The organism is Candidatus Pelagibacter sp. HIMB1709, assembly GCF_052047635.1.
Classification (GTDB): domain Bacteria; phylum Pseudomonadota; class Alphaproteobacteria; order Pelagibacterales; family Pelagibacteraceae; genus Pelagibacter.
Genome location: NZ_JBNAJW010000001.1, coordinates 935,531 through 962,230 on the forward strand (window position 1 = coordinate 935,531; position 26,700 = coordinate 962,230).

A 26,700-nucleotide genomic window follows, 5' to 3' on the forward strand; every position below is an offset into this window, starting at 1 on the left:
TTATATAAAATATGAGTGATTTGCCAAAAAATATACCTGTATTCCCACTGAGTAATTTTATTATTTTTCCACAAACTACTGTTCCATTAAATATTTTTGAACCACGTTACTTAGATATGATTAACGATAGTATGAAATCAAATAAAATTATTGGAATGATACAACCAAAATCATCAAGATTTCAAAATGAGAAACCAGAATTATACAATGTTGGTTGTGCAGGTAAAATTACAAGTTTTAGAGAAACAGATGACGGCCGGTATTTAATTGAATTAAAAGGTATTGCAAGATTCAAATCAATAAAAGAATTGGAAACCCAAAATAAATATAGAATTTTAGAGGTAAATTATGAAAAATATTTAGAGGACCTAGAAAATAAAAAAGAAAATCTTAAATTTTCAGATTTAGAATTAATCTTCAGAGATTTAAAATCTCTATTTGAGAAAAAAGGATTTATTATTAACTGGAAAGCTCTAGAAAAACAGAGCCTTAATGAAATAATTAACGCGTTATCTATGGCATCTCCATTTACATTAGAAGAAAAACAAATTTTACTAGAGGCACAAAATATAGATATCAGAAAAAATAAAATTTCTGAGATATTAAAAACTTATTCTCATGATATTTATGAAAATAATACTCTTCAGTAACTAATAAATTAAACCCTTATCTGCAATTTTTTTAAATATTTTATTTATTGAGTCTTTTTTACTCAGGTACTTTAATGAATTTATAAATAAATGATTTTTTAGTTTTCCATCAAAATTAAAAAGCTCATAAATTATATCAATCCCACTTGAAAAAATAAAATTTCTATGTCTTACATTTTTTTGAAACTCTTGATTAACAGAAGAATTTAATGGTAATCCTAATTCTTTTCGAGTTTTTATTATTTCTATTAAATTTTTTATATCTCTCACAGTCATATTAAAACCCTGACCTGCTAAAGGATGGATTTTGTGAGTCAATTCACCAAAAGCTAGAATATTTTTATAATAATAGGATCTTAAATTAATCGAGTATAATTCAAAACTGAAGATTTGTTTTATTTCCTTAACGTTATATATAAAGTTATGATGTTTTATTAACTCTATAAAATTATCATTATTAAAATTTTTAGAATTTTTAATTGAATAAACAATTGAAGTTTCTCTTTCTGAAATTGGAAGAAAAGCAAGTGGGCCAATTTTTGTAAAAATTTGACGTGCTATTCTATTGTTAATTTTTTCATGTTTTAATATTCCTGTAAATGCATAACTTTCATATTTTTTTATTATTTTTTTATTAAAAAATTTTTTTGTAATTAAATTAGAAAAATCCAAATTTATTATAAGATCATAATTATTATAGTTATATGAAAATTTTTTTTTATAATTTTGTTTAAAAAATTTATTTTTAATTAAACTTTTTTCTAATATTTTTTTTAAATTATAATTTTTAACAATTGAAAAAAGTTGTTCATTATTATTTTCAAATTTTAACAATTTTTCTTTATTTTTTTTTTCAGAAAAAATTTCAATTTTTTTTATTTTCCAAAGAATTCTTTCAATATTAACTATATTATTATTGAAATACTCAACATTACTTTTTGTAATTCCAATAGTTCTAGACTGATCTATAATTTCCTTTTTTTTATCACTAAAGATTTCAACATATATATTCTGATTCACTAAAGCTTTTGCTAAAGTTAAACATGTTAGACCAGCCCCCAGTATACAAACTCTCATATTATTTTTAATTTTAACAACAAAAATTAGATGATACAAAGTGATATAATTGATTTGTATAAATGGATATTAAAAAAACAGCTAATTCATTAATTAATTTTACTTTCAGGCGATTGGCAGAAATTTTTGGTATCATAATTTTCATAATAGGTATTATTTTATTAATATCTCTTTTTTCCTATTCTCCTGAAGATCCAAATTTTATATTTCCTAGGAATGTAGAAATAAAAAACTTATTAGGTTTCCAAGGAAGTTTTATTTCGGATTTCTTTTTACAATCTTTTGGCTTGATATCTTATTTAATATCTTTCACCTATATAGTAACTGGAATAAATATATTTCGTCTCAAAGAAATTTTTTTAATAATCGAAAATACTTTTACAGCAATATTATACTCAATATTTGGAACCCTTTTTTTAAGTCATTTTTATTCTAATGCTTTTACTCTCCACATAAATGGTAATGGAGGCTTTATAGGAAACTACTTAAATCAAACATTTCTAAACTCAATTATTCTTTACCATCAAACAATTTTTTATTATTTGTTAATTACATTTATTATAATTTTATTTTTATTGAGTATAAATTTTCACCCTTTAAAATTTTATAGTTTTATAAAAAAAATTATTAAAATTTTCTCTAAATCAAAAAGTAAGTCTTATACTGATAAAAGTGAGCTTATAAGCGAGTATATACCACAAGAAGAAATAAAAAATCTTATTCAAGAAGATTTACCATTTATTAAAGCTGAAGCTCAAATTAATAAAAAAAATAAATTTCAATTGCCTAAAATTGATCTACTAAAAGCCCCTTCCAAAAAAGAAAGGTTGGGTTTAGATAAAAATCAGACAAATGACCCAAAATTTTTAGAAAAAATACTTTTAGATTTTGGAGTTAAAGGAGAAATTCAAAAGGTTAGTCATGGGCCAGTTGTAACTCTTAATGAATTTGAACCAGCAGCTGGGGTAAAAGTATCTAAAATAATTAACTTGTCTGATGATATAGCTCGAAATACTAGCTCAGAATCTGCAAGGATTTCTACTATTCCTGGTAGTAACACAGTTGGAATAGAGCTACCAAATGATTTGAGAGAAAACGTATATTTAAATGAAATTTTAAACAATTCTGATTTTAAGAAAAAAGAGATAAAATTACCAATCGCTCTTGGTAAAAATATTTCTGGAAAACCTATCGTAGGAGATCTCGCTTCGATGCCCCACCTTCTAATTGCTGGTACAACGGGGTCGGGTAAATCTGTTTGTATCAACACAATAATTTTATCTCTTCTTTATCGACATACTCCAGAGAAATGTAAGTTCATTTTAATTGATCCAAAAATGCTTGAACTATCTACATATGAGGGAATACCACATTTGCTCTGTCCTGTAATTACAGAGGCAAAAAAAGCTGCTTCTGTACTTGGTTGGGTAGTAAAAGAAATGGAGAGTAGATACAGGCTTATGACAAAGGAAGGTGTTAGAAATATTGATGGCTATAATGCTAAGCACAATCTTCCAATGCCTTACATAGTTGTAGTAGTTGATGAAATGTCTGATTTGATGCTTGTTGCTGGGAAAGAGATTGAAAATTATATTCAAAAACTATCTCAGATGGCTAGAGCAGCTGGTATTCATATTATCATGGCAACACAAAGACCAAGTGTAGATGTAATTACAGGAACAATTAAAGCAAATTTTCCAACTAGAATTTCATTTCAAGTAACCTCAAAAATAGATAGCAGAACAATTTTAGGCGAACAAGGGGCAGAACAACTGTTAGGAAAAGGAGACATGCTTTATATGTCGTCTGCTAACCGAATAGTAAGAATTCATGCTCCATTTGTTTCTGATAATGAAATAGAAAAAATTAACAATTTTTTAAGATCACAAGCAGAACCAGACTATATTGACGAAATCTTGAATTTCGCAGACGAAAAAGAGTTAGGATCAAATACAGATCAAGGAGATAAAGATGAATTATATCAACAAGCCGTTGAAATAATTAGATCTGAAGGAAAAGCCTCTACCTCATTTTTACAAAGAAAACTTCAAATTGGCTACAACAGAGCTGCACGAATAATTGATATGATGGAAGCTGATGGAATTGTTAGCAAAGCAAATCATGTGGGTAAAAGAGACGTTCTTTGATGCTAAGGATAGTGCTCTTAATTTTTCTTATTAGTTTATCTAGTGAAGTAAATGCAAATAATAAAGATCAAATAATTAATAAATTAAAAGATACTTTAAATTTAAATTTTGATTTTGAGCAAAATATAAATGGAAAAATTGAATTTGGAAACTGCACAATTCAATATCCAAAAAAAATGTTTTGTGCTTATGAAAAAGAAAATAAAGTTATAGTTTCAAATGGAAAATCTTTAATTATAAAATCTACTTCAAGTTATTATAGATATCCATTGGATAAAACGCCATTAAATTTTATTTTAGATAAAAATTTCTTATTAAAAAAAATATCTAACTTAAATGAAGAGATAATTAATAATTCACTTGTAAAATTTACAATAAAAGAAAATGGTCAATTAATAGAGATTTTTTTTGATATAAATCATCATAATTTAATTGGCTGGCAAACTAAGGATATTTATCAAAATACTGCTGTAACACTACTTTATTCAGTTAAATCAAATCAAGCAGTTAACGAAAAAATATTTAACACACCTTCTCAAAATTAAATTCTAACAATTTCTGATTTAAATATTTTCATACCTCTTGCTAAATAATTGTTAAGGGCATTTTTATGATCTAAAGAGCAAGTATGTAACCAAACTCTATCTACATTTTCTCGAAATGATTTTTTAATTGCATCTGATAACAAAAATGATCCTAATTTTTTATTTTGATATTCCTCCAAAATTCCAAAGTAAGCTATTTCAACTTCTTTTTTTTCTTTATGAATAACTAATTCATAAAAACCAGCTAAGTCATTTTTATTTTTTAATACAAATGTTTTAACATCTTTGTTAGATACATGTTTGATCCACTGCTCTTCTGTCCATATTAATCTATCAATCCAATGATGCTTTTTACCTATATTTTTATAAAAAAATTTATTTAGCTGAAAATCAGTTGGTTCAATTAAATTAACTATATAATCTTCAGAAGGATGCTTGCTCTCTTGTAAATCTTTAAGCGAGTTTATTTCAAGATAGTTTCTTTTAACTTCTTCTCTCACTCGACCATTTTTCCAACAACTTCACCACCAAATAAATGAAAATGCAGATGAGGAACCTCTTGACCTCCATGTTCGCTTATATTTGCTAGTGTTCTATAGCCTTTTCCTACTTCTGTTGAAATACCAAGCTTTTTTGCAACTATGTTGATAGCCTTCAAAAGACCTACCATTTCTTCGGATGATGCATTCATGCTAAAATCATCTAGATCAATATATTTTCCCTTGGGAATTACTAATGCATGAATTTTCTTTTGTGGGTTGATGTCATGAAATGACAAAACATAATCATCCTCATAAATTTTATTACAAGGTATCTCTCCGCGTAAAATTTTAGCAAAAATATTATTATTATCATAACTCATTTTTTTCTTTTTTCTAATTCTTCCATTACTTCTTCAATTTTCACATCATTAGCTTCTAAATACATTAGCAGATGATAAAATACATCAGCAGCCTCATGAATTTTATTTGTATTTTCCTCTATAGCTTCAATTAACTCATCAATTTCTTCTAGAACCTTTGCTTTGCTTAGTGATTTGTCTGTAAGTAATTTATTTGTATAAGAACCTTCAACTGGATTGGTTTTTCTTTCTCTTGCAAGTTTGATTAGATTTTCTAATGTGTTAAGCATATCAAATTCTAACAGGTATTCCTTTTGAATCCAAATATTCCTTTGCTTCCATTACAGAATGTTTGCCATAATGAAAAATTGATGCTGCTAGGACTGCGCTTGCATTTCCTAATTTAATTCCGTCGACTAAATGGTCTAAATTACCCACACCACCAGATGCAATTACAGGAATATTTACCTTGGAAGAAATCTTAGACATAAGCTCAATATCATAACCCACTTGAGTGCCATCTCTATCCATTGACGTTACTAGTAACTCGCCTGCCCCACTGTCTTCCATTTTTTTAGCGAATTCTATTGCATCAATTCCAGTATTATTTCTTCCACCGTGAGTAAAAATTTCCCATTTATCAGTATTTTTTTTAGCATCAATAGCAACCACAATACACTGCGAACCAAATTTTTTTGAACTTGCTACTACTACCTCTGAATTTTGAACTGCTGCAGTATTGATAGAAACTTTATCTGCTCCACAATTAAGTAATTTATTTATATCATCAACACTTCTAACGCCTCCCCCAACTGTTAATGGAACAAAGCATTTTTTTGAAGTTTTCTCTACAACATCATAAATAATATTTCTGTTTTCATTTGATGCAGTTATATCTAAAAAACAAATTTCATCTGCGCCACCATCAGAATAAACTTTAGCTTGTTCAACTGGATCACCTGCATCTTGTAGATCAACAAAGTTAATTCCTTTTACAACACGGCCATTTTTAACGTCTAAACAAGGTATTATTCTATTTTTAAGCATCTAGTTCCTTAGCCAACTCCTCTAATTTTATATCACCATCATAAATCGCTTTTCCAACTATAATCCCTTCAATACTTTCATTATTTAATTCCTTGGCTTTTTTAATGTCATCTATTGATGAAACTCCACCTGATATGATTACTGGACAATTCGATATATCAGCAACCTTAACTGTTTCTTCAAAATTAGGACCTTGCTTCATTCCATCTCTATTAATATCAGTATAAATTAGTCTACTTGCTCCATATTCTTTCACTTCTTTTAAATAATCCAAAGTTAATTGATTAGAATTTTCTTTCCAACCAGAAACAGATAAATAGCCATCTTTGGCATCTAAACCTAATGCAATTTTATTTTGAAATTTTTCACAAGCTTGTTTTAAAAAATTTTTATCTTTTATAGCAGCACTTCCTAAAATAACTTTTTCTACACCAGCGTCAGTATATTTTTGAATACTTTCAAAATTTCTTACACCTCCACCAATCTCAATTTTGAGATCAAATTTAGTAACTATTTGTTGAATAATATCTAAATTAACAGTTTCACCAGTTAAAGCTCCGTCTAAATCAACTAGATGTAAGTTTTTAAAACCATGATCTTTATATTTTCCAGCCTGTTCTATTGGGGACATTTCATATTCAGTTTTATTATCAAAATCTCCTTTGACTAACCTCACACACTTTTTATCCTTAATGTCTATTGCTGGAAATATTTTCATTATAAGTTTATAAAATTATCAATTATTTTAAGACCAATCTTGTCACTTTTTTCTGGGTGAAACTGAGTTCCAAAAATATTTTCTTTCTCTACAGAACAAACAATATTTGATGAATAGTCTGTTATTGCAGAAATAACATTTTTATCTTCTGGAATAAATTCATAACTATGAACAAAATACATATGTGAATTGTTTTCTATATCTTTAAAGATCTTGCTATCCTTTAAAATATTTATTTGGTTCCAGCCTATATGTGGAAGTTTGTATTTTCCATTTTGATTATCTATTTTTGATACCTTGCCTGAAATCCAACCAAGTCCTCTAGTTTCTGTTTCTTCATAACCAATATCTGCAAACATTTGTAAGCCAACACAAATACCCAGAAGTGGTTTATTATTATTTATTGCAAATTCGTTTAATACTTCTACTAAACCATTAACACTATTAAGTGCATCAACACAACTTTTAAACGAACCTTGCCCTGGCAAAACTAATTTATCAGAAGATTTAATCTTGTTTAAATCTGAAGTTACTTCGATGTTTACTTTATCTTTGGCAACTTCCTTAAATGAGTTTATTACCGAGCTTATATTGCCCGAATTATAATCAACAATCGTGACGTTCATTAAACTTATAATGAGCCTTTAGTTGATGGAATACTTTTTTTGCTCCTAGGATCCATTTCTAATGCCTCTCTTAATGATCTTGCTAATGCTTTATAACAAGACTCAATGATGTGGTGGCTGTTATCACCATAAATATTTTCGACGTGCATTGTAATACCTGCGGCCTGTGAAAATGCCTGGAACCATTCTTTAAAGAGCTCTGTATCCATCTCTCCAAGTTTTTCTACTTTTAATTTTACTTTCCAAATTAAATAAGGTCTGTTCGAAACATCTATAGCAACTCTAGTTAATGTTTCATCCATTGGAATAACTCTATGTGCATATCTTTTGATACCTACAAATTTCTTTGCGGCCTTTTTTAAAGCTTCTCCAATTGCAATTCCTGTATCTTCAGTTGTGTGATGAAGATCAATATGAGTGTCCCCTTTTGCTTTTACTTTCAGATCAATTAAAGAATGCTTTGATAGTTGTTCAAGCATATGATCTAAAAAACCTATTCCTGTATCAATTTTATATTTACCTTTGCCATCAATGTTTAGTTCAACATTGATGCTTGTTTCTTTAGTTTTTCGAGAAACTTTTCCTTTTCTAGCCATATATTTCAGATGGTATACATACTTAATCCAAGTATATCAATATCAGTCTAGATACTTGAAGTATCAAAAATAGTTACCATTTATTAGATATGACAACAATTGTGTTAGTAAGAAAAAATAATGAAGTTGTGGTTGCTGGTGATGGACAAGTAAGTATGGGAAATACTGTTGTAAAAAGCACAGCTTCAAAAGTAAGAAAAATTGAAAAAAGAGATGTCGTAGCAGGATTTGCAGGATCAACTGCTGATGCATTAACTCTATTTGAAAGATTAGAGGGAAAATTAGAAAAACATGCTGGCAATTTATCAAGAGCTGCGGTTGAGTTAGCCAAAGATTGGAGAACTGACAAATACTTAAGAAGGTTAGAGGCATTAATGGCTGTGGGTGATAAAAATAATAGCTATATAATTTCTGGAACTGGTGATGTTCTAGAACCTGAAGGTGATGTTATCGGTATTGGTTCTGGTGGAAATTATGCTTTAGCAGCTGGAAAAGTTTTAATGGAAGGTAATTTGTCTGCAGAAGAAGTTGCTAAAAAAGCGATTAAAGTTGCAGCGGATATATGTGTTTTCACAAATGATAATGTTAAAATTGAAAAAATATAATGGATAATTCAAACGTAACACCTTTGCATCCTAAAGAAAAAACTCAAAAAGAAGAAGCTTCTTTAGTTAGTGCTCTTTCACCAAGGGAAATAGTTTCAGAACTTGATCGTTTTGTAGTTGGTCAAAATAAAGCAAAAAGAGCTGTCGCTGTTGCATTAAGAAATAGATGGAGAAGACAAGCTTTGAAAGGTGAAATGAAAAATGAAGTTTTACCAAAAAATATTTTAATGATCGGACCAACTGGGGTTGGAAAAACAGAGATTTCTAGAAGACTTTCAAAACTTGCTGAAGCGCCTTTTGTCAAAGTAGAAGCAACAAGATTCACGGAAGTTGGATATGTTGGAAGAGATGTTGAACAAATTGTTAGAGATTTAATTGAAATTGCAATAGCGATGGAAAAAATAAAAAAAAGAAAAGAAGTTTACGCAAAAGCTCAAAAAGCTGCTGAGGAAAAAGTATTAGATGCTTTGGTAGGAAATAAAGCAAGTCTCGCAACTAGAGAAAGTTTTAGAAAAAGACTTAGAAACGGTGATCTAGATGATAATGAAATTGAGATAGCAGTTAGTGACACTGGTTCTAGTGGAGCATCATTTGAAATACCAGGAATGCCAGGTGCCAATGTTGGAATGATAAATATTGGAGAAATGATTGGTAAATCAATGGGGAATAAGGAAAAGAAAAAGAAAATGACAGTAAAAGAGTCTCATGAAATTTTAATTAACGATGAGTCTGATAAGCTAATTGAGCAAGATAAAATTGTTAAAGCTGCAAAGCTTTCAACAGAAAACAATGGTATAGTATTTTTAGACGAGATAGATAAAATTTCAGCAAGAACTGATAGGGTTGGTGGTGACGTATCTAGAGAAGGTGTCCAAAGAGATTTGTTACCTCTTATTGAAGGAACAACTGTTAACACTAAACATGGACCAATAAAAACTGATCATATTTTATTTATTGCATCAGGGGCTTTTCAGCTAGCAAAACCATCTGATCTTCTACCTGAATTACAAGGAAGGTTGCCCATAAGAGTTGAGCTGGAAGCTTTAACTAGTGATGATTTTAAAAGAATTTTAAAAGAACCAGACTATAGTTTAATAAAGCAATATGTGGCTCTTTTAAAGACTGAGAATGTTGAACTTGAATTTTCTGATGATGGTATTGATACAATTGCAAATATAGCATCCGAAGTTAATTCAACTGTAGAAAATATTGGCGCAAGAAGATTGCACACAATTATTGAAAAAATATTAGATGACATTAGTTTCACAGCTACCGACAGAGCTGGTGAAAAAATTATAATAAACAAAGAATATATTAACAAAAATCTAGATAATTTAGTTAAGGATACTGACCTATCGAAATTTATTTTGTAGATTTATTCTTTTTTAGAAAAATGTAAAAAGCCCCACTACCCCCATCTTCAACAGAAGCGTCTTGAATCTCATTTATTACTCTCATTAACTTTTCATTATTAGATATAAATTCTGGAACTGAATATTTTAAAATACTTAAATCTTTTGAAACGTAAGGATCTTTTTCAACATTAGAATGAATACCTTTGCCAGTAACAACGATCAATTTATTTACTCTTTCCTCAAACGCTTTTAATATAAATTCTTCAATTGTTTTGTTTGCTTGCTCTAGAGTATATCCGTGTAAATCAATTGATCTTATTTTTGTAGCATTGATAATTTTTACTTTAAAATCTTTATCAGGTATCTTTTCTTTACTCGAAATAAAACTTTGCCAATCTTTTTTATCTTTATCTGAAATTTTATCGTTCAATTAAGTTAAAATATTAACTAACTGCCAGTTAGGATTAGCTGATGTGGTATCTCTAGAGAAAACCCAAGTATCATAAATTTTTTTTATTTTTTTAGGATCACCAGAAACAATCTTTTTTTCTTTATCTCTAATGCAAGTAATAACCTCAGCTATAAAATCCACTGTAACATTTAAAATATTACCAATTTTTTTATGCTCTTTTATTTCAGCTTTATTTACGCCTATAAAAGTGATTTCAGCAGTATGTCCTCTTTTTGTCCTCTCTTTTAAAGCGTCATCGAACTGATTGTATATATCTTTATTAAGCAATGGTTTAGCATTCACAATTTTATTATCGTTGTCACTAAAATCAGTGATAATTGTTTCGTATGCAATTCTTGCTCCTTTCAAAAATTCTTTTTGTGCTTCGTCATCAAAGTTTTCCTTTGGTTTTATAGCTTGTTCCACTTTTATGTTTTTTAAAACTTCTTTGAATTGAGCTGGTGATTTACCTTCAAAACCAGTTCTTTTACCAAGGATACCTCTAAGTCTTAAAAATATAAAACCCGCAATCATTGCCAGCAAAATAATATCGATATACTCAAAACTATAATTCATATACCGATAGTAATTACTCTATTGATTAATTTCAACCAGCAATTTAGATTATGGACAAATGAACCCAATATTATTTTTAATTATTTTTATTCCAGTTATTGAAATTTATCTTTTCATCAAAATAGGAGCACAAATAGGAGCAATAACAACCATTCTACTAATATTTTTGACAGCTATTCTTGGTATTTATTACGCAAAATATGAGGGTTTGAATACTTTAAAGGCTGGTTTTTCTCAATTAAATAAAAATGAAACACCTGCATATGAAGTAATTTCTGGAGCTGCTATAGCTTTTGCAGCATTACTTTTAATTATACCCGGTTTCGCAACTGATTTTTTGGGTTTCTTGTTAATATTTCCAATCAGTAGAAAATTTATATTTAGTAAATTTTCTAGAAAATATGAAAAATCAAAAAAAGAAAAAAATAATTTTATTGAGGGAGAGTTTGAAGATATAGGAGATGATGATGAAAATAGAAAGATATAAAATTTTAGGTAAATACATCAAAGATATTTCGGTGGAAACGCCTGACATAGAAACATATTTGTTTGTGAAAGATAGAATAACAAAATATCAACTTGGGATTGATATAAATTCGAAGCCTTTGAAAAACAAAATGATAGAAATAAATACAACATTTAAATTTGAAGAAAAAGAAGATGTTAAAAAAAAATCATATTTTGAAATTATTTTTTCAACAATAATTAAAATTAATGATGAAATAAAAGATAAAAATGAATTAGAAAAAATTATATTATGTGATGTTCAAATTGAGATTTATCCTCAACTAGAGAAAACCCTTTTGAACCTTTTGCATAATTCTGGATATCCAAATATAAAATTTGAAAAAAAAGTTGATTTCGAAAATTTATATAATCAAAGATTTAATTAAAATAATTTTTCTTTAAATTATTTTTTAAATATTGTTTATGTAAATTAAGCTCTTCTTTTGTAGGAATTATTACTTTTTTATAATATTCAATATTTATCTTGCTTTTATCTTCAATTTCTTCAGTTTGTTTAAAATTTAGTGATGGTTCTTTTTGATCAATCAAATTTATGTAAACTTTCGACAATAAATCACAGTCAATTAAAGCTGTATGAAATTTTCTTCGAGAATTATCTATCCTAAATCTTTTACATAAAGCATCCAAACTAACCTGAGAACCTGGATATTTGTCTCTAGCTAAAGTTAAAGTGTCAACTATTTCATTTTCAATTACATTTTTCCCAGAAAGCTTTAATTCATTATTAAGATGAGCTAAGTCAAATTCTGCATTGTGTATAATTAATCTTTTGTTTTTAATGAATTCTAAAAAAAGATCTCCAATTTCTTCAAATTTTTTTTGTTTTGACAAAAACTCGTCGGTATATCCATGAACTTCAAATGCTTTTTCTGAAACTTTTCTCTCTGGGTTTAAATAAAAGTGAAATTTATTATTTGTTGGTATTAAATCATCTAACTCGATACAGCCAATTTCAACAATTCTATGTCCTTCTTTAACAGATATTCCTGTTGTTTCGGTATCTAATACTATCTCTTTCATTTGTTATATTAAATTTAAAATTTCTTTGATTTGTTTTTTAACAGGGTTTTTTGTGAAAGTATTTTTAATTACAAAATGTGATTTTTTTTTTTTATATTTTGGATTTAGTTGTATTTTTTTAAATATATTTATAAGCCTTACATTAAAATTTTCTCTTTTGTTTAACTTTTTATCGATATCTCTCTTTTTAGAGTCAACAAAAACTAATATATCTTTTCTATTAAAAATTTTATTTTCAATTAATAAAGGAATATCCAAAATAACAAATTTTTTATTTTTATTTTTTTTTAAAAATATTTTTAATTTTTCTCTAATTTCCTTATGTACAATGTTAATTATTTTTTTAAGATTATTTTTGTTTGCTAATATTGATTTTATAATTTCAGTCTTATCTACTGGAAAGGTGCAAATATATTTAGGCAATTTTTTTTTTAATTTTAAAAAAATCCTCTTATCTTTTTTATATAGTTTCGATACCTCATGATCTGCATTAAAAACTGGATACCCAAAATTATTTGCAACAAATGTTTTTCCAGACCCAATATCACCAATTATGCCTATTCTAATCATTATTTAATAAATCAAGAACCTCATTATTCACACTTGGTTCAATGTCATGCCACAATTTAAATGCCTCAAATGCTTGATAAATAAACATTAATTTACCATTTTCTATTTGATTTCCAAATTTTTTTCCTTCTTTTAAAAACTTGGTTTCAGCAGGATTATAAATCACATCGTAAAATAACTTATCAGCACCAACATTGTAAGTATTTAAATTAATAGCCTCATTATTTAAACCCAAACTAGTTGCATTTATAATCATATTAAAATCAGGTATCTCACCCCAATTTACAATATCAATTTCCTTGAATTGGGATTTTAAATTCTCAGCCTTTTTGTGAGTTCTATTGGTTACAATTATTTTAGATGCTTTCATTTTAGCTAAAGCGAAAATTATTGATGGCACTACTCCACCAGCACCTAAAATTAAAATTTTTTTATCTTTTACATTATATTTCAAATTATTTATTGCTTTTTGAAAACCAACAATATCTGTGTTGTGGCCAACTAAATTATCATTATGAAAAATAATTGTGTTCACTGATTGGGTTTTTTCTGCTTCTAAACTTAATTTGTCTAAGAAAGGAATTACAGTTCTTTTAAACGGAACAGTAACATTGCAGCCATTTATTTCTTGGTTTTTAATTTTAAGTAAAAAATTTTCAATTTCATTTTCTTCGAGTTTAACTTTTTCATAAACTGCATTAATATTATTTTGTTTTAACCAATGATTGTGCAATTTTGGCGATAAAGAATGATTAATTGGGTTTCCAATTACAAAATATTTTTTCATTTTTGTAAATTTAAATATTCTTTAATTTTTTTTATAGGCAAACCCATTATTGTATCTTCATCTCCATTTATGCTACTGAACAAATTTCTACCCTCCCCTTCAATTTGATAAACATTATAGGCGTAAAGATTTTCATCCGATATCTTAGATAAATATTCTGTTAATTCTGAATCTGAAAAATTTTTCATTACTAAGGTTGCTTTATCTGTGTAGTTCCAAATCATTGAGCCATTTTTTGAAATACAAACTGAACTTATTAGAAAGTGCATTTTACCGTTAAGTTTCTTTAATATCTCTAATGCCTCTTTTCTACTCTCAGGTTTTGAAATTAACTCTCCATTTAAATCAATGACACTATCTGCACCTAGTACTATTTTATCTTGAATTTTGGCACTAACTTTGTTTGCTTTTAACTCTGCAAGATTTTTTGAAATAATTTCTGGACTAGCATTTTCTTTAAGTAAAGATAATTTTACAATATCTTCATCAACGTTTGAAGGCTCTACGGCCGCTTTTATATTATTTTTATCTAAAATATTCTTTCTAATCTTACTTTTTGACGCTAGGATAATCTTACTTAACATTATTTGAATATATTTCGTGTATTTTAATTATAGAAGCAGCAGTCTCTTCAACTGATTTTCTTGTTACATCTATTAAAGGCCATTTATATTTTTGAAATGTTTTTTTTGCTTGAAGAACTTCTTTTTTTATACTTTCTAGGTTAGTATAATCTATACTTTCTGTTTCTTTTAATGAATTCATCCTATTTTTTCTTAGATCTGCTAGTCTTTCCGGTTCTGTGCTTAATCCAACAACACAAGTTATATGAGGATTTTGCTTAAGTTTTTCTGGTAATGATTTTTCATTAACCAAAGGAATATTTGATGTTTTAAAACCTTTGTTGGCAAGATAAATAGAAGTTGGTGTTTTGCTGGTCCTACTAACACCAACAAGAATAATATCAGATTTTTCAACTTCATTAATTAAATTTCCATCGTCATGATTCATTGTGAATTGAATTGCTTCAATTCTATCATAATACTCATCATTTAAAACGTGTTGTCCACTTGGTTCGTGGGTAGCTTTTTGATTTAAAATTTTAGAAAAATTTAAAATTAAATTACCTAGTACCCCAAAACAAGGTATCTTTTTATTTTCACTCATGTTAGCTAAATACTTAGCAAGATTATTATCTACAATAGTATATAAAATTATTGAATTTTCATTTTTTTTTGCATCATCTAAAATTTTTAAAATTTGATTTTCTGTTCTTGTGAATGAATAAGAATGAACTTTATATTCTATGTTTAAAAATTGCGCTTTAAGAGCTAAAAATATTCTATCTAAAGTTTCTCCAGTGGAGTCAGAGATTAAATAAATTTGATAAGTATTACTCATAAATAAATTGTTAATAAACTGTGTATTATTTTGATTAAATTATACAATTTTAAATTTCTCCAATAACATCTGCAAAATCTGACTTTTATTAACAATAATAATAAATAAGCTAAAACAATCCACAAAAATTGAAAAAATCAAAAAAGCTTCATTTTAAACAATTTTAATCATCAAACCTGTTGATAAATTGTGAGTATAATGTTTATAAAAAATAATCTCCTTTATTCACAAGATATAATAATACTACAATAATTAATAAGACTTTTATATGAAACCTTTAAACAAAGTAATTATAAATAAAGATACCTCATTTAACCCTTTATGGATAATGAGACAAGCAGGTCGATATTTACCTGAGTTTAGAGAAATCAGAAAAAATAATCCTGATTTTATTAATTTATGTTTAAATGATAATTTATCAGCCGAAATAACATTACAACCATTAAAAAGATTCGATATTGATGCTGCAATAATCTTTTCTGATATTTTAATGTTACCTTATGGTCTAGGTCAAAAAGTAAAATTCGAGAAAAATTTTGGTCCCAAACTAGATAGTCTAGATTTAAATAAGATAGCAAAACTAGATGAGATAGATTTTGTTGAAAAGATATATCCCGTTTATAAAGCAATTAAAAAAGTAAGTTCAGATCCAATCGTAAAACACAAAAATACTATTGGATTTGTAGGCGCCCCATGGACTCTTTTAGTTTATATGATTAATTTAAAATCCCCAAAGAAGGATTTGAATGAAAATTTTTTTAAAGATGAGTTTTTAATAAACAGAATTTTATTAATTATAGAAAAATTTTTAAAAGTTCATATTAAAAATCAAATAGATAATGGAGCAAATGTAATTCAGATTTTTGATAGTTGGGCTGGTTTACTAGAAGAAAAAGACTTACCAAATTATATTTATTCACCCACTTTAAATTTAGTAGAATATGTTAAATCTCTTAATATACCTGTGATATGTTTTCCAAGGGAAATTAAAAATTACAAAGAATTTTGTGAGGTTGTTAAACCTGATGCAATAAGTATCGACTATAATGTAGACCCCAAAAAAATACTTAAAGATATAAAAATTCCTATTCAAGGAGGCTTGGATCCGAAAGTTCTTTTAACAGATTATGAAAATTTAAAAAAAGAAACTTCTAGATATTTAGAAATTTTCAAAGACCATCCGTATATATTTAATCTAGGTCATGGTATTTTGCCCGAGACCAATCCACAGATGGTTGAAAACTTAATAAAAATAGTAAAAAATAATTAAAATATGGACGTTAATCATCCACCTATAAAATATGGAAAAACTGGTGTTCTAATTATTAACTTAGGTACACCAGATTCAACCAGTTGGTTTGATATAAGAAAGTATTTAAGAGAGTTTCTTTCAGATAAAAGAGTGATTGAAGTAAATCCTATAATTTGGCAAATAATTCTGAATTTATTTATTTTAACTTTCAGACCCTCGAAAACTGCTAAGGCTTATAAAGAAATCTGGATGAAAAATGAAAATATGTCTCCACTCCTTTATTACACCAAACAACAAAGTAAAAAAACTTCTCAATTATTTAATAAAGAAAATATCATAGTAGATTTTGCGATGAGATACGGTAATCCAAGTATAAAAAGCAAAATAGCAAAACTGCATGATATGGGTTGTGAAAATTTAGTTATACTTCCTCTTTATCCACAATATGCGGCAGCTACAACGGCCACAGTCTGTGATGAGGTTTATAGAACTTTAATGAAAATGAGGTGGCAACCTTCTTTAAAAATAATTCCTCATTATGAATCTAATCCTCTTTATATTGATGCATTAGTCAGTTCGATTAATAAAAAAATTAATGAAATTGATTGGAAACCAGAGATAATCATAGCCTCATACCACGGGATACCAAAAAAATATTTTGATAAAGGAGACCCATATCATTGCTATTGTCACAAAACAACAAGACTTATTTCAGAAAAATTTACTTCCATTAAAATTAAAACTACTTTTCAATCACGATTTGGTCCACAAGAATGGCTTCAACCATATACTGACAAAACTTTAGAAAGTTTACCTAAAGATGGAATTAAAAATATTCTCACAATTTGCCCAGGTTTTTCATCTGATTGTGTAGAAACATTAGAAGAAATATTAATCCAAGGTAAAGAAAGTTTTTTAAATTTTGGAGGGAAAAATTTTGATATGGTCCCATGCTTAAATGACAATGATGACCATATATTTTTGATAAAATCTTTAATTGAAAACAACCTTTGATTAATGAACACATATTTACTATTTAAATCTTTACATTTAATTGCAGTTGTTTCCTGGATGGCTGGTCTTTTGTATTTACCAAGAATTTTTGTTTATCATGTCGAGAACAACGCAAAGAAAGAAGCCACCGATATATTTGAAGTGATGGAGAGAAAATTGTTCTTTTATATTATGCGTCCCGCAATGATATTTACTTGGGTCTTTGGATTGGTTTTGATTTACTTAAATGGAATAGAAATTTTTTTACAGCTGTGGTTTCAGATAAAGATTATTTTGATAGTTTTGCTATCAGCGTATAATGACTTTTTGGGAAAGTGTCTTGTTAGCTTAAAAAATTCTACAAACAAAAGATCTGCTAAATTTTTTAGAATTATTAATGAAATACCAACTGTTATTTTAATTATTGTTGTATTTTTGGCCATTTTTAAGCCAATCTAGGGTTGAAATAATAAAATCAGCATATATATTTAATTTATCGATAAGTCCTTATCAAAAAATTAATCATGAACATTCAAGAACTAAAACTTAAATCATCAGAACAGCTCATTACACAGGCAGAAGAGCTTGGAATTGAAAATGCTAGCACACTGAGAAAACAGGAAATTCTTTTTGCTATTCTAAAAAAAGTTGCAGAAAAAGAGGAAATAACAGGTGTTGGTGTCTTACAGTTGCTGCAAGATGGTTTTGGTTTCCTTAGAGCAATGGAGTCTAATTATTTGCCCGGTCCAGATGATATATATGTTAGCCCAAGTCAGATTAGAAAATTTGGTTTGAGAACAGGAGATACTGTTGAAGGACCAGTCAGAGCCCCTAAAGAAGGTGAAAGATACTTTGCGTTACTACAAGTAAGTAAAATAAATTTTGAAGAACCAGAAAAAGCAAGACATAAAATTGCGTTTGATAACTTAACACCACTATATCCAGATAAACAATTGGTAATGGAAATTGAAACAACCAAGGTAGAAAAAAAACCAGACCTTACTCCAAGATTAATCGATCTAGTTAGTCCTATTGGAAAAGGTCAAAGATCAATAATAATCTCACCACCTAAAGCTGGGAAAACTATGATCTTACAAAGTATTGCAAACTCAATAGCCAAAAACTATCCAGAGTGTTACCTTATAGTCTTATTGATAGATGAACGTCCAGAGGAAGTCACAGATATGCAAAGGACCGTAAAAGGTGAAGTAATTAGCTCTACTTTTGATGAGCCGGCACAAAGACACGTAGCTGTTGCTGAAATGGTTATAGAAAAAGCAAAAAGATTAACTGAACATAAAAAAGATGTTGTTATTTTATTAGACTCGATAACAAGATTGGGTAGAGCATATAATGCTGTAATACCAAGTTCGGGAAAAGTTTTAACAGGAGGTGTAGATGCAAATGCGCTTCAGAGACCAAAAAGATTTTTTGGTGCTGCAAGAAATATTGAGGAAGGTGGTTCATTAACCATTATTTCTACTGCTTTGATTGATACTGGAAGTAGAATGGACGAAGTTATTTTTGAAGAATTTAAAGGAACAGGTAATAGCGAAACTGTCTTAGATAGAAAAATTGCAGATAAGAGAATCTATCCTGCAATTGATATAACAAAATCTGGAACAAGAAGAGAAGAGCTCTTGTTTGATAAAAATGATTTACAAAAAATGAATGTATTAAGAAGAATAATTGCTCCTATGGGAACTATGGATGCAATAGAGTTTATAAATTCAAAATTAAAAGATACTAAAAACAATGCTGAGTTTTTTAACTCAATGAACAAACCAGCATAAGAATTTTCTATAACATTTTAAGTTTTACAGTGATACAAATTTGAAGATATAATCTTCAAATGACAATTTATGCTTTATCAACTGGACCTGGTGTTTCAGGTGTTGCAATTGTTAGAATTTCAGGAGAACAATCTTCAAAAGTAATTAAGACCCTTACAGGCAAAAAGGTTCCTCAGCCAAGAGTAGCAACGTTAAGAAAAATCAATAAAATCAATAGTTCTGAGCTAATTGACGAGGGTATAATATTATGGTTTCCAGGGCCTGAGAGCTACACAGGCGAAGATATGGCTGAAATACAAGTTCATGGTGGTAAAGCCGTGGTAGAAGCCCTCCACTCTTCTATTTCTCAAATTGAAAATTGTAGATTAGCTGAGCCAGGTGAATTTACTAAACTTGCATTTCAAAATGGAAAAATAAACTTATTAGAGGCAGAAAGTATTGCTGATTTAATTTCATCAGAAACAGAAATTCAAAGACAACAAGCAATTAAAATTATGAATGGAAAATCTGCTGATCAATTTAATTTTTTAAGAGAAAAACTTTTAAAAATTTTGTCTCATGTTGAAGCTAAAATTGATTTTCCGGATGAAGATTTGCCAAACAATATTTTGGATGAGATTAAAAATAATTCAAACGAAGTAATAAAAAAAATCGAAAAGATTTTAAATGATCAAAAAGTTGGAGAAAGAATTAGAGAAGGTTTTAAGATCGCAATTCTTGGACCTACCAATGCAGGGAAATCTAGTTTAATAAATCATTTATCAAATAGAGATGTAGCAATTGTTTCTGAAATAGCTGGTACAACAAGAGATGTTATCGAAACTCATCTTAGTATAGATGGTTATCCCGTAATAATATCTGATACCGCAGGAATAAGAGAATCTAAAGATGAGATAGAAAAAAAAGGTATTAAATTATCTTTAATTAGAGCTGAAGAAGCTGACTTAAAGCTTGTAGTAGTAGATGCAAAAAGCCTTGATTTTACTGATGTTTTGAAGGGTTTATTAGATGAAAATGCAATTTTAGTTATAAACAAGTCTGATCTTTTAGAAAAAGAAATTAATTCAGAAATAAAAAATATAAATCATGTTTTAATTTCCATTAAAGAAAACAAAAATGTTGATCAACTAATTATAAAAATAAAAAATAATTTAAAAAATAAATTTATAACTAGTGATGATATTTTAATTACTAGAGAGAGACACAGACAACATTTAGAACAGTGTTTAGATCATTTGAATAATTTTAATCAAAAAAAAGAAATAGAAGATTTTGATAAAGCAGCAGAAGATTTAAGATTAGCTACTAGACATTTGGGTATGATCGTTGGAAAAGTTGACGTAGAAGAGATATTAGGTAGTATTTTCAACGATTTTTGCATCGGCAAATAATACCCTATTTTCATTGTTTTTTAGATTTTTTTTATCAAAAACTGTTGATAATTAATGCTTATTTACAAAATAATAAGCCTGTCTTGTAAATTATATATTCACATATAAATTTACCCCATGAAAAATGATTTGTCATTTGATGTAGTTGTAATTGGTGGAGGTCATGCAGGATGTGAAGCAGCTGCAGCTTCTGCACGTTTAGGAGTTAACACTGCCCTATTCACCCATAAAATAGAAACTATTGGTGAGATGTCGTGTAATCCTGCAATAGGTGGTCTAGGCAAAGGTCATTTAGTTAGAGAAATAGACGCACTTGATGGTGTTATGGGAGATGTTGCAGACAAATCAGGTATACAATTTAGATTATTAAATAGAAGCAGAGGTCCAGCTGTGCGTGGACCAAGAACTCAATCAGATAGAGCTCTTTACCGTAAATTTATGCAAGAAAAACTTATAAACTATTGTAATTTAATCATTTTTTCAGATCCAGTAATAAAGTTTATTTTTAAAAAAAACACTATAAGTGGTTTTGAAACAAAAGAAGGTAAAAAGGTATCTTGCAACAAGTTAATACTAACAACAGGAACTTTTTTAAATGGTTTGATTCATATCGGTGATGAAAGAACACCAGCAGGTAGGTATGATGAAAAACCTTCAACTGGCTTAAGTGAACAATTAGCAAAATATGATTTTAAAATTGGAAGATTAAAAACTGGAACACCCCCTAGGTTAGATGCAAGAACGATTAATTTTGAAAATCTTGAGGAACAGTTTGCAGATGATGATCCTTATTTTTTTTCATTCTTAACAAAAAAAAATTTAAACAAACAAGTTTCATGTCGAATGACTTATACAAATGAGAAGGTTCACAAGATTATAGAAAAAAATTTATCTAAAAGTGCCATGTACTCGGGTAATATAAAAGGAGTAGGTCCAAGATACTGTCCATCTATAGAGGATAAGATTGTAAAGTTTGCAGATAAAGTTCGTCATCAGATATTTTTAGAACCAGAAGGGCTTAATGACCATACAATTTATCCAAATGGTATCTCTACTTCACTACCAGCTGAAGTTCAAGTAGAAATATGTAATAATATCAATGGTTTAGAAAATGTTAAGATTATTAGACCAGGATATGCTATAGAATATGACTATATAGATCCACGTGAACTATTTTTAACACTTGAAACTAAGAAAATCAGCAATCTTTATCTTGCTGGACAGATTAATGGAACGACAGGATATGAAGAAGCAGCTGCACAAGGACTTATAGCCGGAGTAAATGCTGCTTTGTCTGTTAAAAATTTAGAGCCTTTCATCCTTGATAGATCTGATGCTTATATTGGAGTAATGATTGATGATTTAGTTACTAAGGGGGTAGCAGAGCCATACCGTATGTTTACATCAAGAGCAGAATATCGATTAAGTTTGAGGGCTGATAATGCAGATCAAAGATTAACAGCTAAGGGAATACAAATTGGGCTAGTTGGAAAAGATAGAAAAAATTTATATTTAGATAAATTTGATAAAATTGAAAAAATTAATTTAAAAATGAGTAAATCTAATATTTCACCATCTAAAGCTGAAAAATTTGGAATTAAAATAGCTAAAGATGGAATATTGAGAACTTCAAATGAGGTCCTAACTCAAAAGGACGTCAATATGAGTAAAATTAGAGAAATATGGCCAGACATACCTTATTTTAATGAAGAAATTGACGAGCAAGTAGAAATTAATGCTCATTACAGAGGGTATTTAAAGAAGCAAAAATCCGATATTTTAGCATTCAAGAGGGATGAGAATTTACTTATTCCTGATAAAATTAATTACGATGGGCTTTCAGGTCTATCTAATGAAGTAAAGGCTAAATTTAAGGAAATAAAGCCTAAAACTATGGGCCAAGCACTTAGAATTGATGGAATAACTCCTGCAGCTGTATATATTTTGTTGTCACATGTTAAAAGAAAGTCTATTAAGCATATAGCTTAATGGATCAAGAAATTTTAAAATCGTACTCTAGACTTAACGATCTAAATGTTTCACGTGAAACATTTTTAGACTTTGAAAACTATATATCTCTAATTCTTGAAAAAAATAAAAAAATTAACATAATTAGCCAAAATACAGCATCAAAAAATATGATAATTGAGCGTCATATTATTGATTCTGCACAAATAATTGATTTTATTGATTTAAATTCCAATACAACCACAGATTTAGGTTCTGGAGCAGGTTTTCCAGGCATTATAGTGGCAATTATACTAAAAAATATGAAAAATAAAATGAATGTTCATCTGTATGAAAAAAGCTACCATAAAAGCCATTTTTTAAAAGAAGTTTCAGAAAAATTAAATTTAAATACAAAAATTTTTCAAAAAAATATTTATGAGATAAAAAATTTAGAAACGGGAACAATTATGTCGAGAGCATTTAAACCAATACCAGTTGTTTTAGATTTAGTTTATGAAAATTTTTCGAAATATAAAAATTTAATTTTCTTTCTGGGAAAAAATGGAAAAAAAGTTTTTAAAAATTCAAAAAAAAAATGGAACATGGATTATATAGAAAAAAAAAGTTTAACAAGTGAAGATTCATTTTTAATAAATATAAAAAAAATTGAAAAAAAAATTTATTGAATTTTAAATTAAATTAAATGCAAATTATTTCTGTCATAAATCAAAAGGGTGGGGTAGGAAAAACTACTACAGTCATAAATCTTGCAGCTGGACTATCACAATTGGAAAAAAAAATTTTAGTTATTGATCTAGATCCTCAGGGAAATGCAACTACAGGTCTTGGTTTATCTAATATGGATAATTCAGGTGATACAATTTATGGTGTATTGAATGGAGCTAAAGAAATTTATGAGGTAATCAAGAAAACTCAGTTTGAAAATTTGGATTTAATAACATCTAACGTAGATCTATCAGGTCTAGAGGTTGAAACGGCTGATGATATTAACAGGGCATTTATTTTAAAGCGTAAATTAACCGCTTATTTAAACACTTCTAGAGGATCCTACGACTATATATTAATTGATTGTCCACCATCGCTCAGCTTGTTAACTGTAATGGCTCTAGTATGTTCTGGTTCTCTACTGGTGCCTTTGCAGACAGAATTTTTTGCCCTTGAGGGTCTAACGCAGTTAATGAAAACAATCGAAAGAATAAAAGTAAGTTTAAATCCAGAATTAAAAATCAGAGGAATACTTTTAACGATGTACGATAAAAGAAATAAGTTGTCTTCACAAGTTGAAAAAGAAGCTAGAGATTATTTTAGTGAAAAAGTTTACTCAACTGTAATACCAAGAAATGTTAGATTGTCGGAAGCGCCTTCTCATGGCATGCCAGTATTAATTTATGACAAATCATGTCCGGGTAGTAAATCTTATTTTAATTTCACTGATGAATTTATTAATCAAGAGTCAACAATAGGGAGTGCTGCTTAATGGATAAAATCAAAAAAGGTCTTGGAAGAGGTTTGTCATCATTAATAGGTGAAGCAAAAGTAGAGCCTCAAACAAACCAATTACAAATTATCGATCTTGTTCCAAATAAATATCAACCAAGAAAAATATTTGATGAAAACAATTTAATTGATTTAACAAACTCTATTAAAGAAAGGGGAATGATACAGCCAATCATTGTTAGAAAATCAAATGATGACAATACAAAATTTGAAATAATAGCTGGAGAGAGAAGGTGGCTTGCAGCACAAAGAGCCGGTCTTCACAATGTCCCTGTGGTTATCACTGAAGCTGATGATTTAAAATCTTTAGAGTTTGCAATAGTTGAAAATGTCCAAAGGCATGATTTAAACCCCCTTGAAGAAGCTCAAGGCTATAAAAAATTAATAGATGAGTTCTCATATGATCAAGAAAAAGTATCAAAATTTATTGGAAAAAGCAGAAGTCATATTACTAATTCTTTAAGACTTTTAACTTTACCTGACGAAGTAATAAAATTAATTGAAAATCAAAAACTATCAGCAGGCCATGCAAAAATTTTAGTTGGTCTTGAAAATGCAATTTTTGTTGCAAATAAAATTATTGAAAAAAAATTATCTGTAAGACAATCAGAAAACTTTGTTAAAATTTTTAAAAATAGAAAAAAACCAAGTTCAATTAAAGACACAAATATCATAGCTCTTGAATTGTCTATATCAAATAAAATTGGATTAAATGTAGATATCCAAAACAATAAAAGAAATAAGGGTAAAATATGTATTGAATATAAAGATTTAGATCAATTAAATAAAATTATTGATATAATCAAATCTAATTACTAACTTTTTTGGAAACTAGATTTAAAATAAAATCTGAGACTAAATTAGTTGAATTTTCGTAATTTTTTTTAATTTTTAGCTCAACCTCTGTTATTTTGTAGAGTGTTTCTTTAAGCGCTTTTGGAGTCCAATTTAAAATTTGTTGTTTTGTAATTTCTTTTTCTTTCCAAAAAATTGGTGGTTTAGCAGAAGAAATTGTTAGATTTAAATTTTGATTCTTTTCAAATTCCTTTAATAATCTTAAAATTGTTTTTGATTTAATTAAAAATGATCTCATAATTATAATACTGTCTTCGTTATTGAAATTATTTTCATTTAAAATTTTCAGAGTTTTACGCTTATTATGAGCCAAACAACTATCAACAAGCTCAAATATACTATGATTTTCAATCAAATTGGTTAGTTTGAATATAGTTTCATTGTCAATTTTTTTCCCATTTCTTGAATAATTTTCTAATTTTTCTAATTCCGATAAAAAAAATTTACGGTCACCATTACATTTGCTTGCAATTAAATTAATATTTGAAATCGAAATATTAATTTTTCTTTTTTTAATAAACTCATATCCTATCTTTGAGAGAGTTTCTTCATTATCAGGATAGAATGGAATACATATACAATTTTTTGCTTTTTCAAAAAAAGATCTTAATTTGGATTTTTTATCCAACATATCTGAATCTAAAATAATTATAATATCTGATAATTCTTTGTTAAATAATTCAGATAAAATTAAATATAATTTGTCTGTTGCTCTTTTAATTAGAATAACCCTTTCATTTTCAAAAAGAGATGTTGAAAGTAAACTCTCAAAAAAAGAGTTTGGGTTATTTAAAATATCTTTTTCATCATAAGAGGAAGTAAGTTTTTTTTCTTTTAAAATATTTTTTAATTCATTTTGTTTTAGTCCTTCATTTGCCCCATAAAGAAGAATAAATGGACTATAATTAAAATCTATATTTTTCGTTTCGTATGATTTAATAATCATCTAAAAGTGCTAATTCAGTAATTATTTGATTATATATTTCTGAACTAAAGTTTTGCTTCGTCAAAATTTCATTTTTTTCTTCTTCAAATTCGTCTTCGATACTGTCCATATTTTTTTTGGAAGAAATTTGAATTTCTTTTATTAGTCTATTATTAGAAAAAACTTTAACAGAAGTAGTATTTGATAATTTATAACTTGAAACTTTTGCAGTTTTGTCTTTTGTTAATATGCTTTTCTTGTAATCAGTGCTTATTTCTAAGGAAAATGTTTTTTCAAATTTTTTATTTTTAAACTGTTTTAAGTTTGAATTTAAATAATTATTAATTGTTCTGTCACCAGTAAGTTTCAAAGAATTTAATGAAAAATCACTGTTTACTTTTTTTGAATAAATAGGTTCGAAACCACAATTGTTAAGAAATAATGAAATAAATATTATATAAAAAATTTTTCTACACATTTAAT

At 27.9% G+C, this 26,700-nt stretch carries 33 protein-coding genes; 16 read left to right on the plus strand and 17 right to left on the minus strand.

Annotation, left to right across the window (positions count from 1 at the left end):
- The first annotated feature begins 11 nt into the window (after positions 1–11).
- Positions 12–650: an LON peptidase substrate-binding domain-containing protein gene (locus ACTTAR_RS05095; protein WP_440681415.1), complete on the plus strand. Its 639-nt coding sequence runs from the start codon at positions 12–14 to the stop codon at positions 648–650.
- Here ACTTAR_RS05095 and ACTTAR_RS05100 read toward each other — a convergent pair whose 3' ends face one another.
- Positions 651–1,670 (minus strand): ubiquinone biosynthesis protein UbiB, encoded by a 1,020-nt coding sequence (locus tag ACTTAR_RS05100; protein WP_440697880.1) that lies wholly within the window; start codon positions 1,668–1,670, stop codon positions 651–653.
- A gap of 119 nt (positions 1,671–1,789) precedes the next feature.
- Between ACTTAR_RS05100 and ACTTAR_RS05105 the strand changes: the two genes are divergently transcribed.
- Both ACTTAR_RS05105 and ACTTAR_RS05110 read left to right on the plus strand, forming a co-directional pair.
- Positions 1,790–3,874: a DNA translocase FtsK 4TM domain-containing protein gene (locus tag ACTTAR_RS05105; RefSeq protein ID WP_440697881.1), complete on the plus strand. Its 2,085-nt coding sequence runs from the start codon at positions 1,790–1,792 to the stop codon at positions 3,872–3,874.
- 11 nt (positions 3,875–3,885) lie between these two features.
- Positions 3,886–4,419: a LolA family protein gene (locus ACTTAR_RS05110; RefSeq protein WP_440697882.1), complete on the plus strand. Its 534-nt coding sequence runs from the start codon at positions 3,886–3,888 to the stop codon at positions 4,417–4,419.
- On the opposite strand, the gene ACTTAR_RS05115 is transcribed toward ACTTAR_RS05110, so the two are convergent.
- From ACTTAR_RS05115 to hisB, 7 genes are read right to left on the minus strand one after another with little or no spacing between them, the layout of a single operon-like run.
- Positions 4,416–4,919, minus strand: a complete 504-nt coding sequence (locus ACTTAR_RS05115) for a GNAT family N-acetyltransferase (protein WP_440697883.1) — start codon at positions 4,917–4,919, stop codon at positions 4,416–4,418. The two genes, ACTTAR_RS05110 and ACTTAR_RS05115, sit on opposite strands and share 4 nt — an antisense overlap.
- On the minus strand, positions 4,916–5,281 hold the full coding sequence (locus tag ACTTAR_RS05120; protein WP_440681406.1) for a histidine triad nucleotide-binding protein: 366 nt from the start codon (positions 5,279–5,281) through the stop codon (positions 4,916–4,918). The genes ACTTAR_RS05115 and ACTTAR_RS05120 overlap by 4 nt, the downstream gene beginning before the upstream one ends.
- Positions 5,278–5,550 (minus strand): phosphoribosyl-ATP diphosphatase, encoded by a 273-nt coding sequence (gene hisE / locus ACTTAR_RS05125; RefSeq protein ID WP_075506069.1) that lies wholly within the window; start codon positions 5,548–5,550, stop codon positions 5,278–5,280. Before hisE ends, ACTTAR_RS05120 begins: the two co-directional genes overlap by 4 nt.
- Before the next feature lies 1 nt (position 5,551).
- Entirely contained in the window at positions 5,552–6,307 is a 756-nt protein-coding gene (gene hisF / locus ACTTAR_RS05130) for an imidazole glycerol phosphate synthase subunit HisF (protein ID WP_440681403.1), read from the minus strand.
- A complete protein-coding gene (hisA, locus tag ACTTAR_RS05135) occupies positions 6,300–7,025 on the minus strand; it encodes a 1-(5-phosphoribosyl)-5-[(5-phosphoribosylamino)methylideneamino]imidazole-4-carboxamide isomerase (protein ID WP_440681402.1) in 726 nt (241 codons plus the stop codon). Before hisA ends, hisF begins: the two co-directional genes overlap by 8 nt.
- Positions 7,025–7,651, minus strand: coding sequence for an imidazole glycerol phosphate synthase subunit HisH (gene hisH / locus ACTTAR_RS05140; protein WP_440681401.1), 627 nt, complete (start codon positions 7,649–7,651; stop codon positions 7,025–7,027). Before hisH ends, hisA begins: the two co-directional genes overlap by 1 nt.
- A 5-nt stretch (positions 7,652–7,656) precedes the next feature.
- Entirely contained in the window at positions 7,657–8,247 is a 591-nt protein-coding gene (hisB, locus tag ACTTAR_RS05145) for an imidazoleglycerol-phosphate dehydratase HisB (protein WP_440681400.1), read from the minus strand.
- An 89-nt stretch (positions 8,248–8,336) separates the two neighbouring features.
- On the opposite strand from hisB, the gene hslV reads away from it, so the two are divergent.
- Both hslV and hslU read left to right on the plus strand, forming a co-directional pair.
- Positions 8,337–8,852 carry an ATP-dependent protease subunit HslV gene (gene hslV, locus ACTTAR_RS05150; RefSeq protein ID WP_440697884.1) on the plus strand — a complete coding sequence of 172 codons (516 nt, stop codon included), beginning with the start codon at positions 8,337–8,339 and terminating at the stop codon, positions 8,850–8,852.
- Entirely contained in the window at positions 8,852–10,225 is a 1,374-nt protein-coding gene (gene hslU, locus ACTTAR_RS05155; protein WP_440681398.1) for an ATP-dependent protease ATPase subunit HslU, read from the plus strand. Before hslV ends, hslU begins: the two co-directional genes overlap by 1 nt.
- Here the strand turns inward: hslU and ACTTAR_RS05160 are convergent.
- On the minus strand, positions 10,215–10,637 hold the full coding sequence (locus ACTTAR_RS05160; RefSeq protein ID WP_440681397.1) for a Smr/MutS family protein: 423 nt from the start codon (positions 10,635–10,637) through the stop codon (positions 10,215–10,217). The genes hslU and ACTTAR_RS05160 overlap by 11 nt on opposite strands.
- On the minus strand, positions 10,638–11,234 hold the full coding sequence (locus ACTTAR_RS05165) for a Tim44/TimA family putative adaptor protein (protein WP_440681396.1): 597 nt from the start codon (positions 11,232–11,234) through the stop codon (positions 10,638–10,640).
- 58 nt (positions 11,235–11,292) lie between these two features.
- Between ACTTAR_RS05165 and ACTTAR_RS05170 the strand changes: the two genes are divergently transcribed.
- Positions 11,293–11,721, plus strand: a complete 429-nt coding sequence (locus ACTTAR_RS05170) for an FxsA family protein (protein WP_440681395.1) — start codon at positions 11,293–11,295, stop codon at positions 11,719–11,721.
- Entirely contained in the window at positions 11,699–12,127 is a 429-nt protein-coding gene (locus tag ACTTAR_RS05175; protein ID WP_440681394.1) for a protein-export chaperone SecB, read from the plus strand. The genes ACTTAR_RS05170 and ACTTAR_RS05175 overlap by 23 nt, the downstream gene beginning before the upstream one ends.
- Here the strand turns inward: ACTTAR_RS05175 and dnaQ are convergent.
- Genes dnaQ through ACTTAR_RS05200 form a run of 5 tightly spaced genes read right to left on the minus strand, consistent with a single transcriptional unit; the run spans position 12,120 to position 15,540 of the window.
- Complete coding sequence (gene dnaQ, locus ACTTAR_RS05180; protein WP_440697885.1) at positions 12,120–12,782, minus strand: DNA polymerase III subunit epsilon; 663 nt, start codon at positions 12,780–12,782, stop codon at positions 12,120–12,122. The genes ACTTAR_RS05175 and dnaQ overlap by 8 nt on opposite strands.
- Before the next feature lie 3 nt (positions 12,783–12,785).
- A complete protein-coding gene (locus tag ACTTAR_RS05185; RefSeq protein WP_440681392.1) occupies positions 12,786–13,352 on the minus strand; it encodes a dephospho-CoA kinase in 567 nt (188 codons plus the stop codon).
- Positions 13,345–14,139, minus strand: a complete 795-nt coding sequence (gene aroE / locus ACTTAR_RS05190; RefSeq protein WP_440681391.1) for a shikimate dehydrogenase — start codon at positions 14,137–14,139, stop codon at positions 13,345–13,347. Before aroE ends, ACTTAR_RS05185 begins: the two co-directional genes overlap by 8 nt.
- On the minus strand, positions 14,136–14,723 hold the full coding sequence (locus ACTTAR_RS05195) for a Maf family protein (protein WP_440681390.1): 588 nt from the start codon (positions 14,721–14,723) through the stop codon (positions 14,136–14,138). The genes aroE and ACTTAR_RS05195 overlap by 4 nt, the downstream gene beginning before the upstream one ends.
- Positions 14,713–15,540 (minus strand): pyruvate, water dikinase regulatory protein, encoded by an 828-nt coding sequence (locus ACTTAR_RS05200; RefSeq protein WP_440697886.1) that lies wholly within the window; start codon positions 15,538–15,540, stop codon positions 14,713–14,715. Before ACTTAR_RS05200 ends, ACTTAR_RS05195 begins: the two co-directional genes overlap by 11 nt.
- A 268-nt stretch (positions 15,541–15,808) precedes the next feature.
- Here ACTTAR_RS05200 and hemE point away from each other — a divergent pair, with 268 nt between their 5' ends.
- The 9 genes from hemE to ACTTAR_RS05245 all read left to right on the plus strand — a co-directional run bounded on the left by hemE (position 15,809) and on the right by ACTTAR_RS05245 (position 25,256).
- Positions 15,809–16,810 carry a uroporphyrinogen decarboxylase gene (gene hemE / locus ACTTAR_RS05205; protein WP_440697887.1) on the plus strand — a complete coding sequence of 334 codons (1,002 nt, stop codon included), beginning with the start codon at positions 15,809–15,811 and terminating at the stop codon, positions 16,808–16,810.
- Positions 16,811–16,813: 3 nt separating this feature from the next.
- Positions 16,814–17,806 (plus strand): ferrochelatase, encoded by a 993-nt coding sequence (hemH, locus tag ACTTAR_RS05210; RefSeq protein ID WP_440697888.1) that lies wholly within the window; start codon positions 16,814–16,816, stop codon positions 17,804–17,806.
- 3 nt (positions 17,807–17,809) lie between these two features.
- Positions 17,810–18,244, plus strand: a complete 435-nt coding sequence (gene hemJ / locus ACTTAR_RS05215) for a protoporphyrinogen oxidase HemJ (protein ID WP_440697889.1) — start codon at positions 17,810–17,812, stop codon at positions 18,242–18,244.
- Between the two features lie 65 nt (positions 18,245–18,309).
- Complete coding sequence (rho, locus tag ACTTAR_RS05220) at positions 18,310–19,578, plus strand: transcription termination factor Rho (protein ID WP_440677542.1); 1,269 nt, start codon at positions 18,310–18,312, stop codon at positions 19,576–19,578.
- 59 nt (positions 19,579–19,637) lie between these two features.
- Entirely contained in the window at positions 19,638–20,969 is a 1,332-nt protein-coding gene (gene mnmE, locus ACTTAR_RS05225) for a tRNA uridine-5-carboxymethylaminomethyl(34) synthesis GTPase MnmE (RefSeq protein ID WP_440697890.1), read from the plus strand.
- A gap of 117 nt (positions 20,970–21,086) precedes the next feature.
- Positions 21,087–22,958 carry a tRNA uridine-5-carboxymethylaminomethyl(34) synthesis enzyme MnmG gene (mnmG, locus tag ACTTAR_RS05230; protein WP_440697891.1) on the plus strand — a complete coding sequence of 624 codons (1,872 nt, stop codon included), beginning with the start codon at positions 21,087–21,089 and terminating at the stop codon, positions 22,956–22,958.
- The gene (locus ACTTAR_RS05235; protein ID WP_440697892.1) at positions 22,958–23,605 is read left to right on the plus strand and encodes a 16S rRNA (guanine(527)-N(7))-methyltransferase RsmG; all 648 of its coding nucleotides are present in this window, start codon (positions 22,958–22,960) and stop codon (positions 23,603–23,605) included. Before mnmG ends, ACTTAR_RS05235 begins: the two co-directional genes overlap by 1 nt.
- A 17-nt stretch (positions 23,606–23,622) precedes the next feature.
- Positions 23,623–24,417 (plus strand): ParA family protein, encoded by a 795-nt coding sequence (locus tag ACTTAR_RS05240; protein ID WP_440697893.1) that lies wholly within the window; start codon positions 23,623–23,625, stop codon positions 24,415–24,417.
- Positions 24,417–25,256 (plus strand): ParB/RepB/Spo0J family partition protein, encoded by an 840-nt coding sequence (locus tag ACTTAR_RS05245; RefSeq protein WP_440697894.1) that lies wholly within the window; start codon positions 24,417–24,419, stop codon positions 25,254–25,256. The genes ACTTAR_RS05240 and ACTTAR_RS05245 overlap by 1 nt, the downstream gene beginning before the upstream one ends.
- On the opposite strand, the gene holA is transcribed toward ACTTAR_RS05245, so the two are convergent.
- Together holA and ACTTAR_RS05255 are read right to left on the minus strand one after the other, a co-directional pair.
- Positions 25,246–26,238 (minus strand): DNA polymerase III subunit delta, encoded by a 993-nt coding sequence (gene holA, locus ACTTAR_RS05250; protein WP_440697895.1) that lies wholly within the window; start codon positions 26,236–26,238, stop codon positions 25,246–25,248. The two genes, ACTTAR_RS05245 and holA, sit on opposite strands and share 11 nt — an antisense overlap.
- Positions 26,228–26,695, minus strand: coding sequence for a hypothetical protein (locus ACTTAR_RS05255; protein ID WP_440697896.1), 468 nt, complete (start codon positions 26,693–26,695; stop codon positions 26,228–26,230). Before ACTTAR_RS05255 ends, holA begins: the two co-directional genes overlap by 11 nt.
- Between the last annotated feature and the right edge of the window lie 5 nt (positions 26,696–26,700).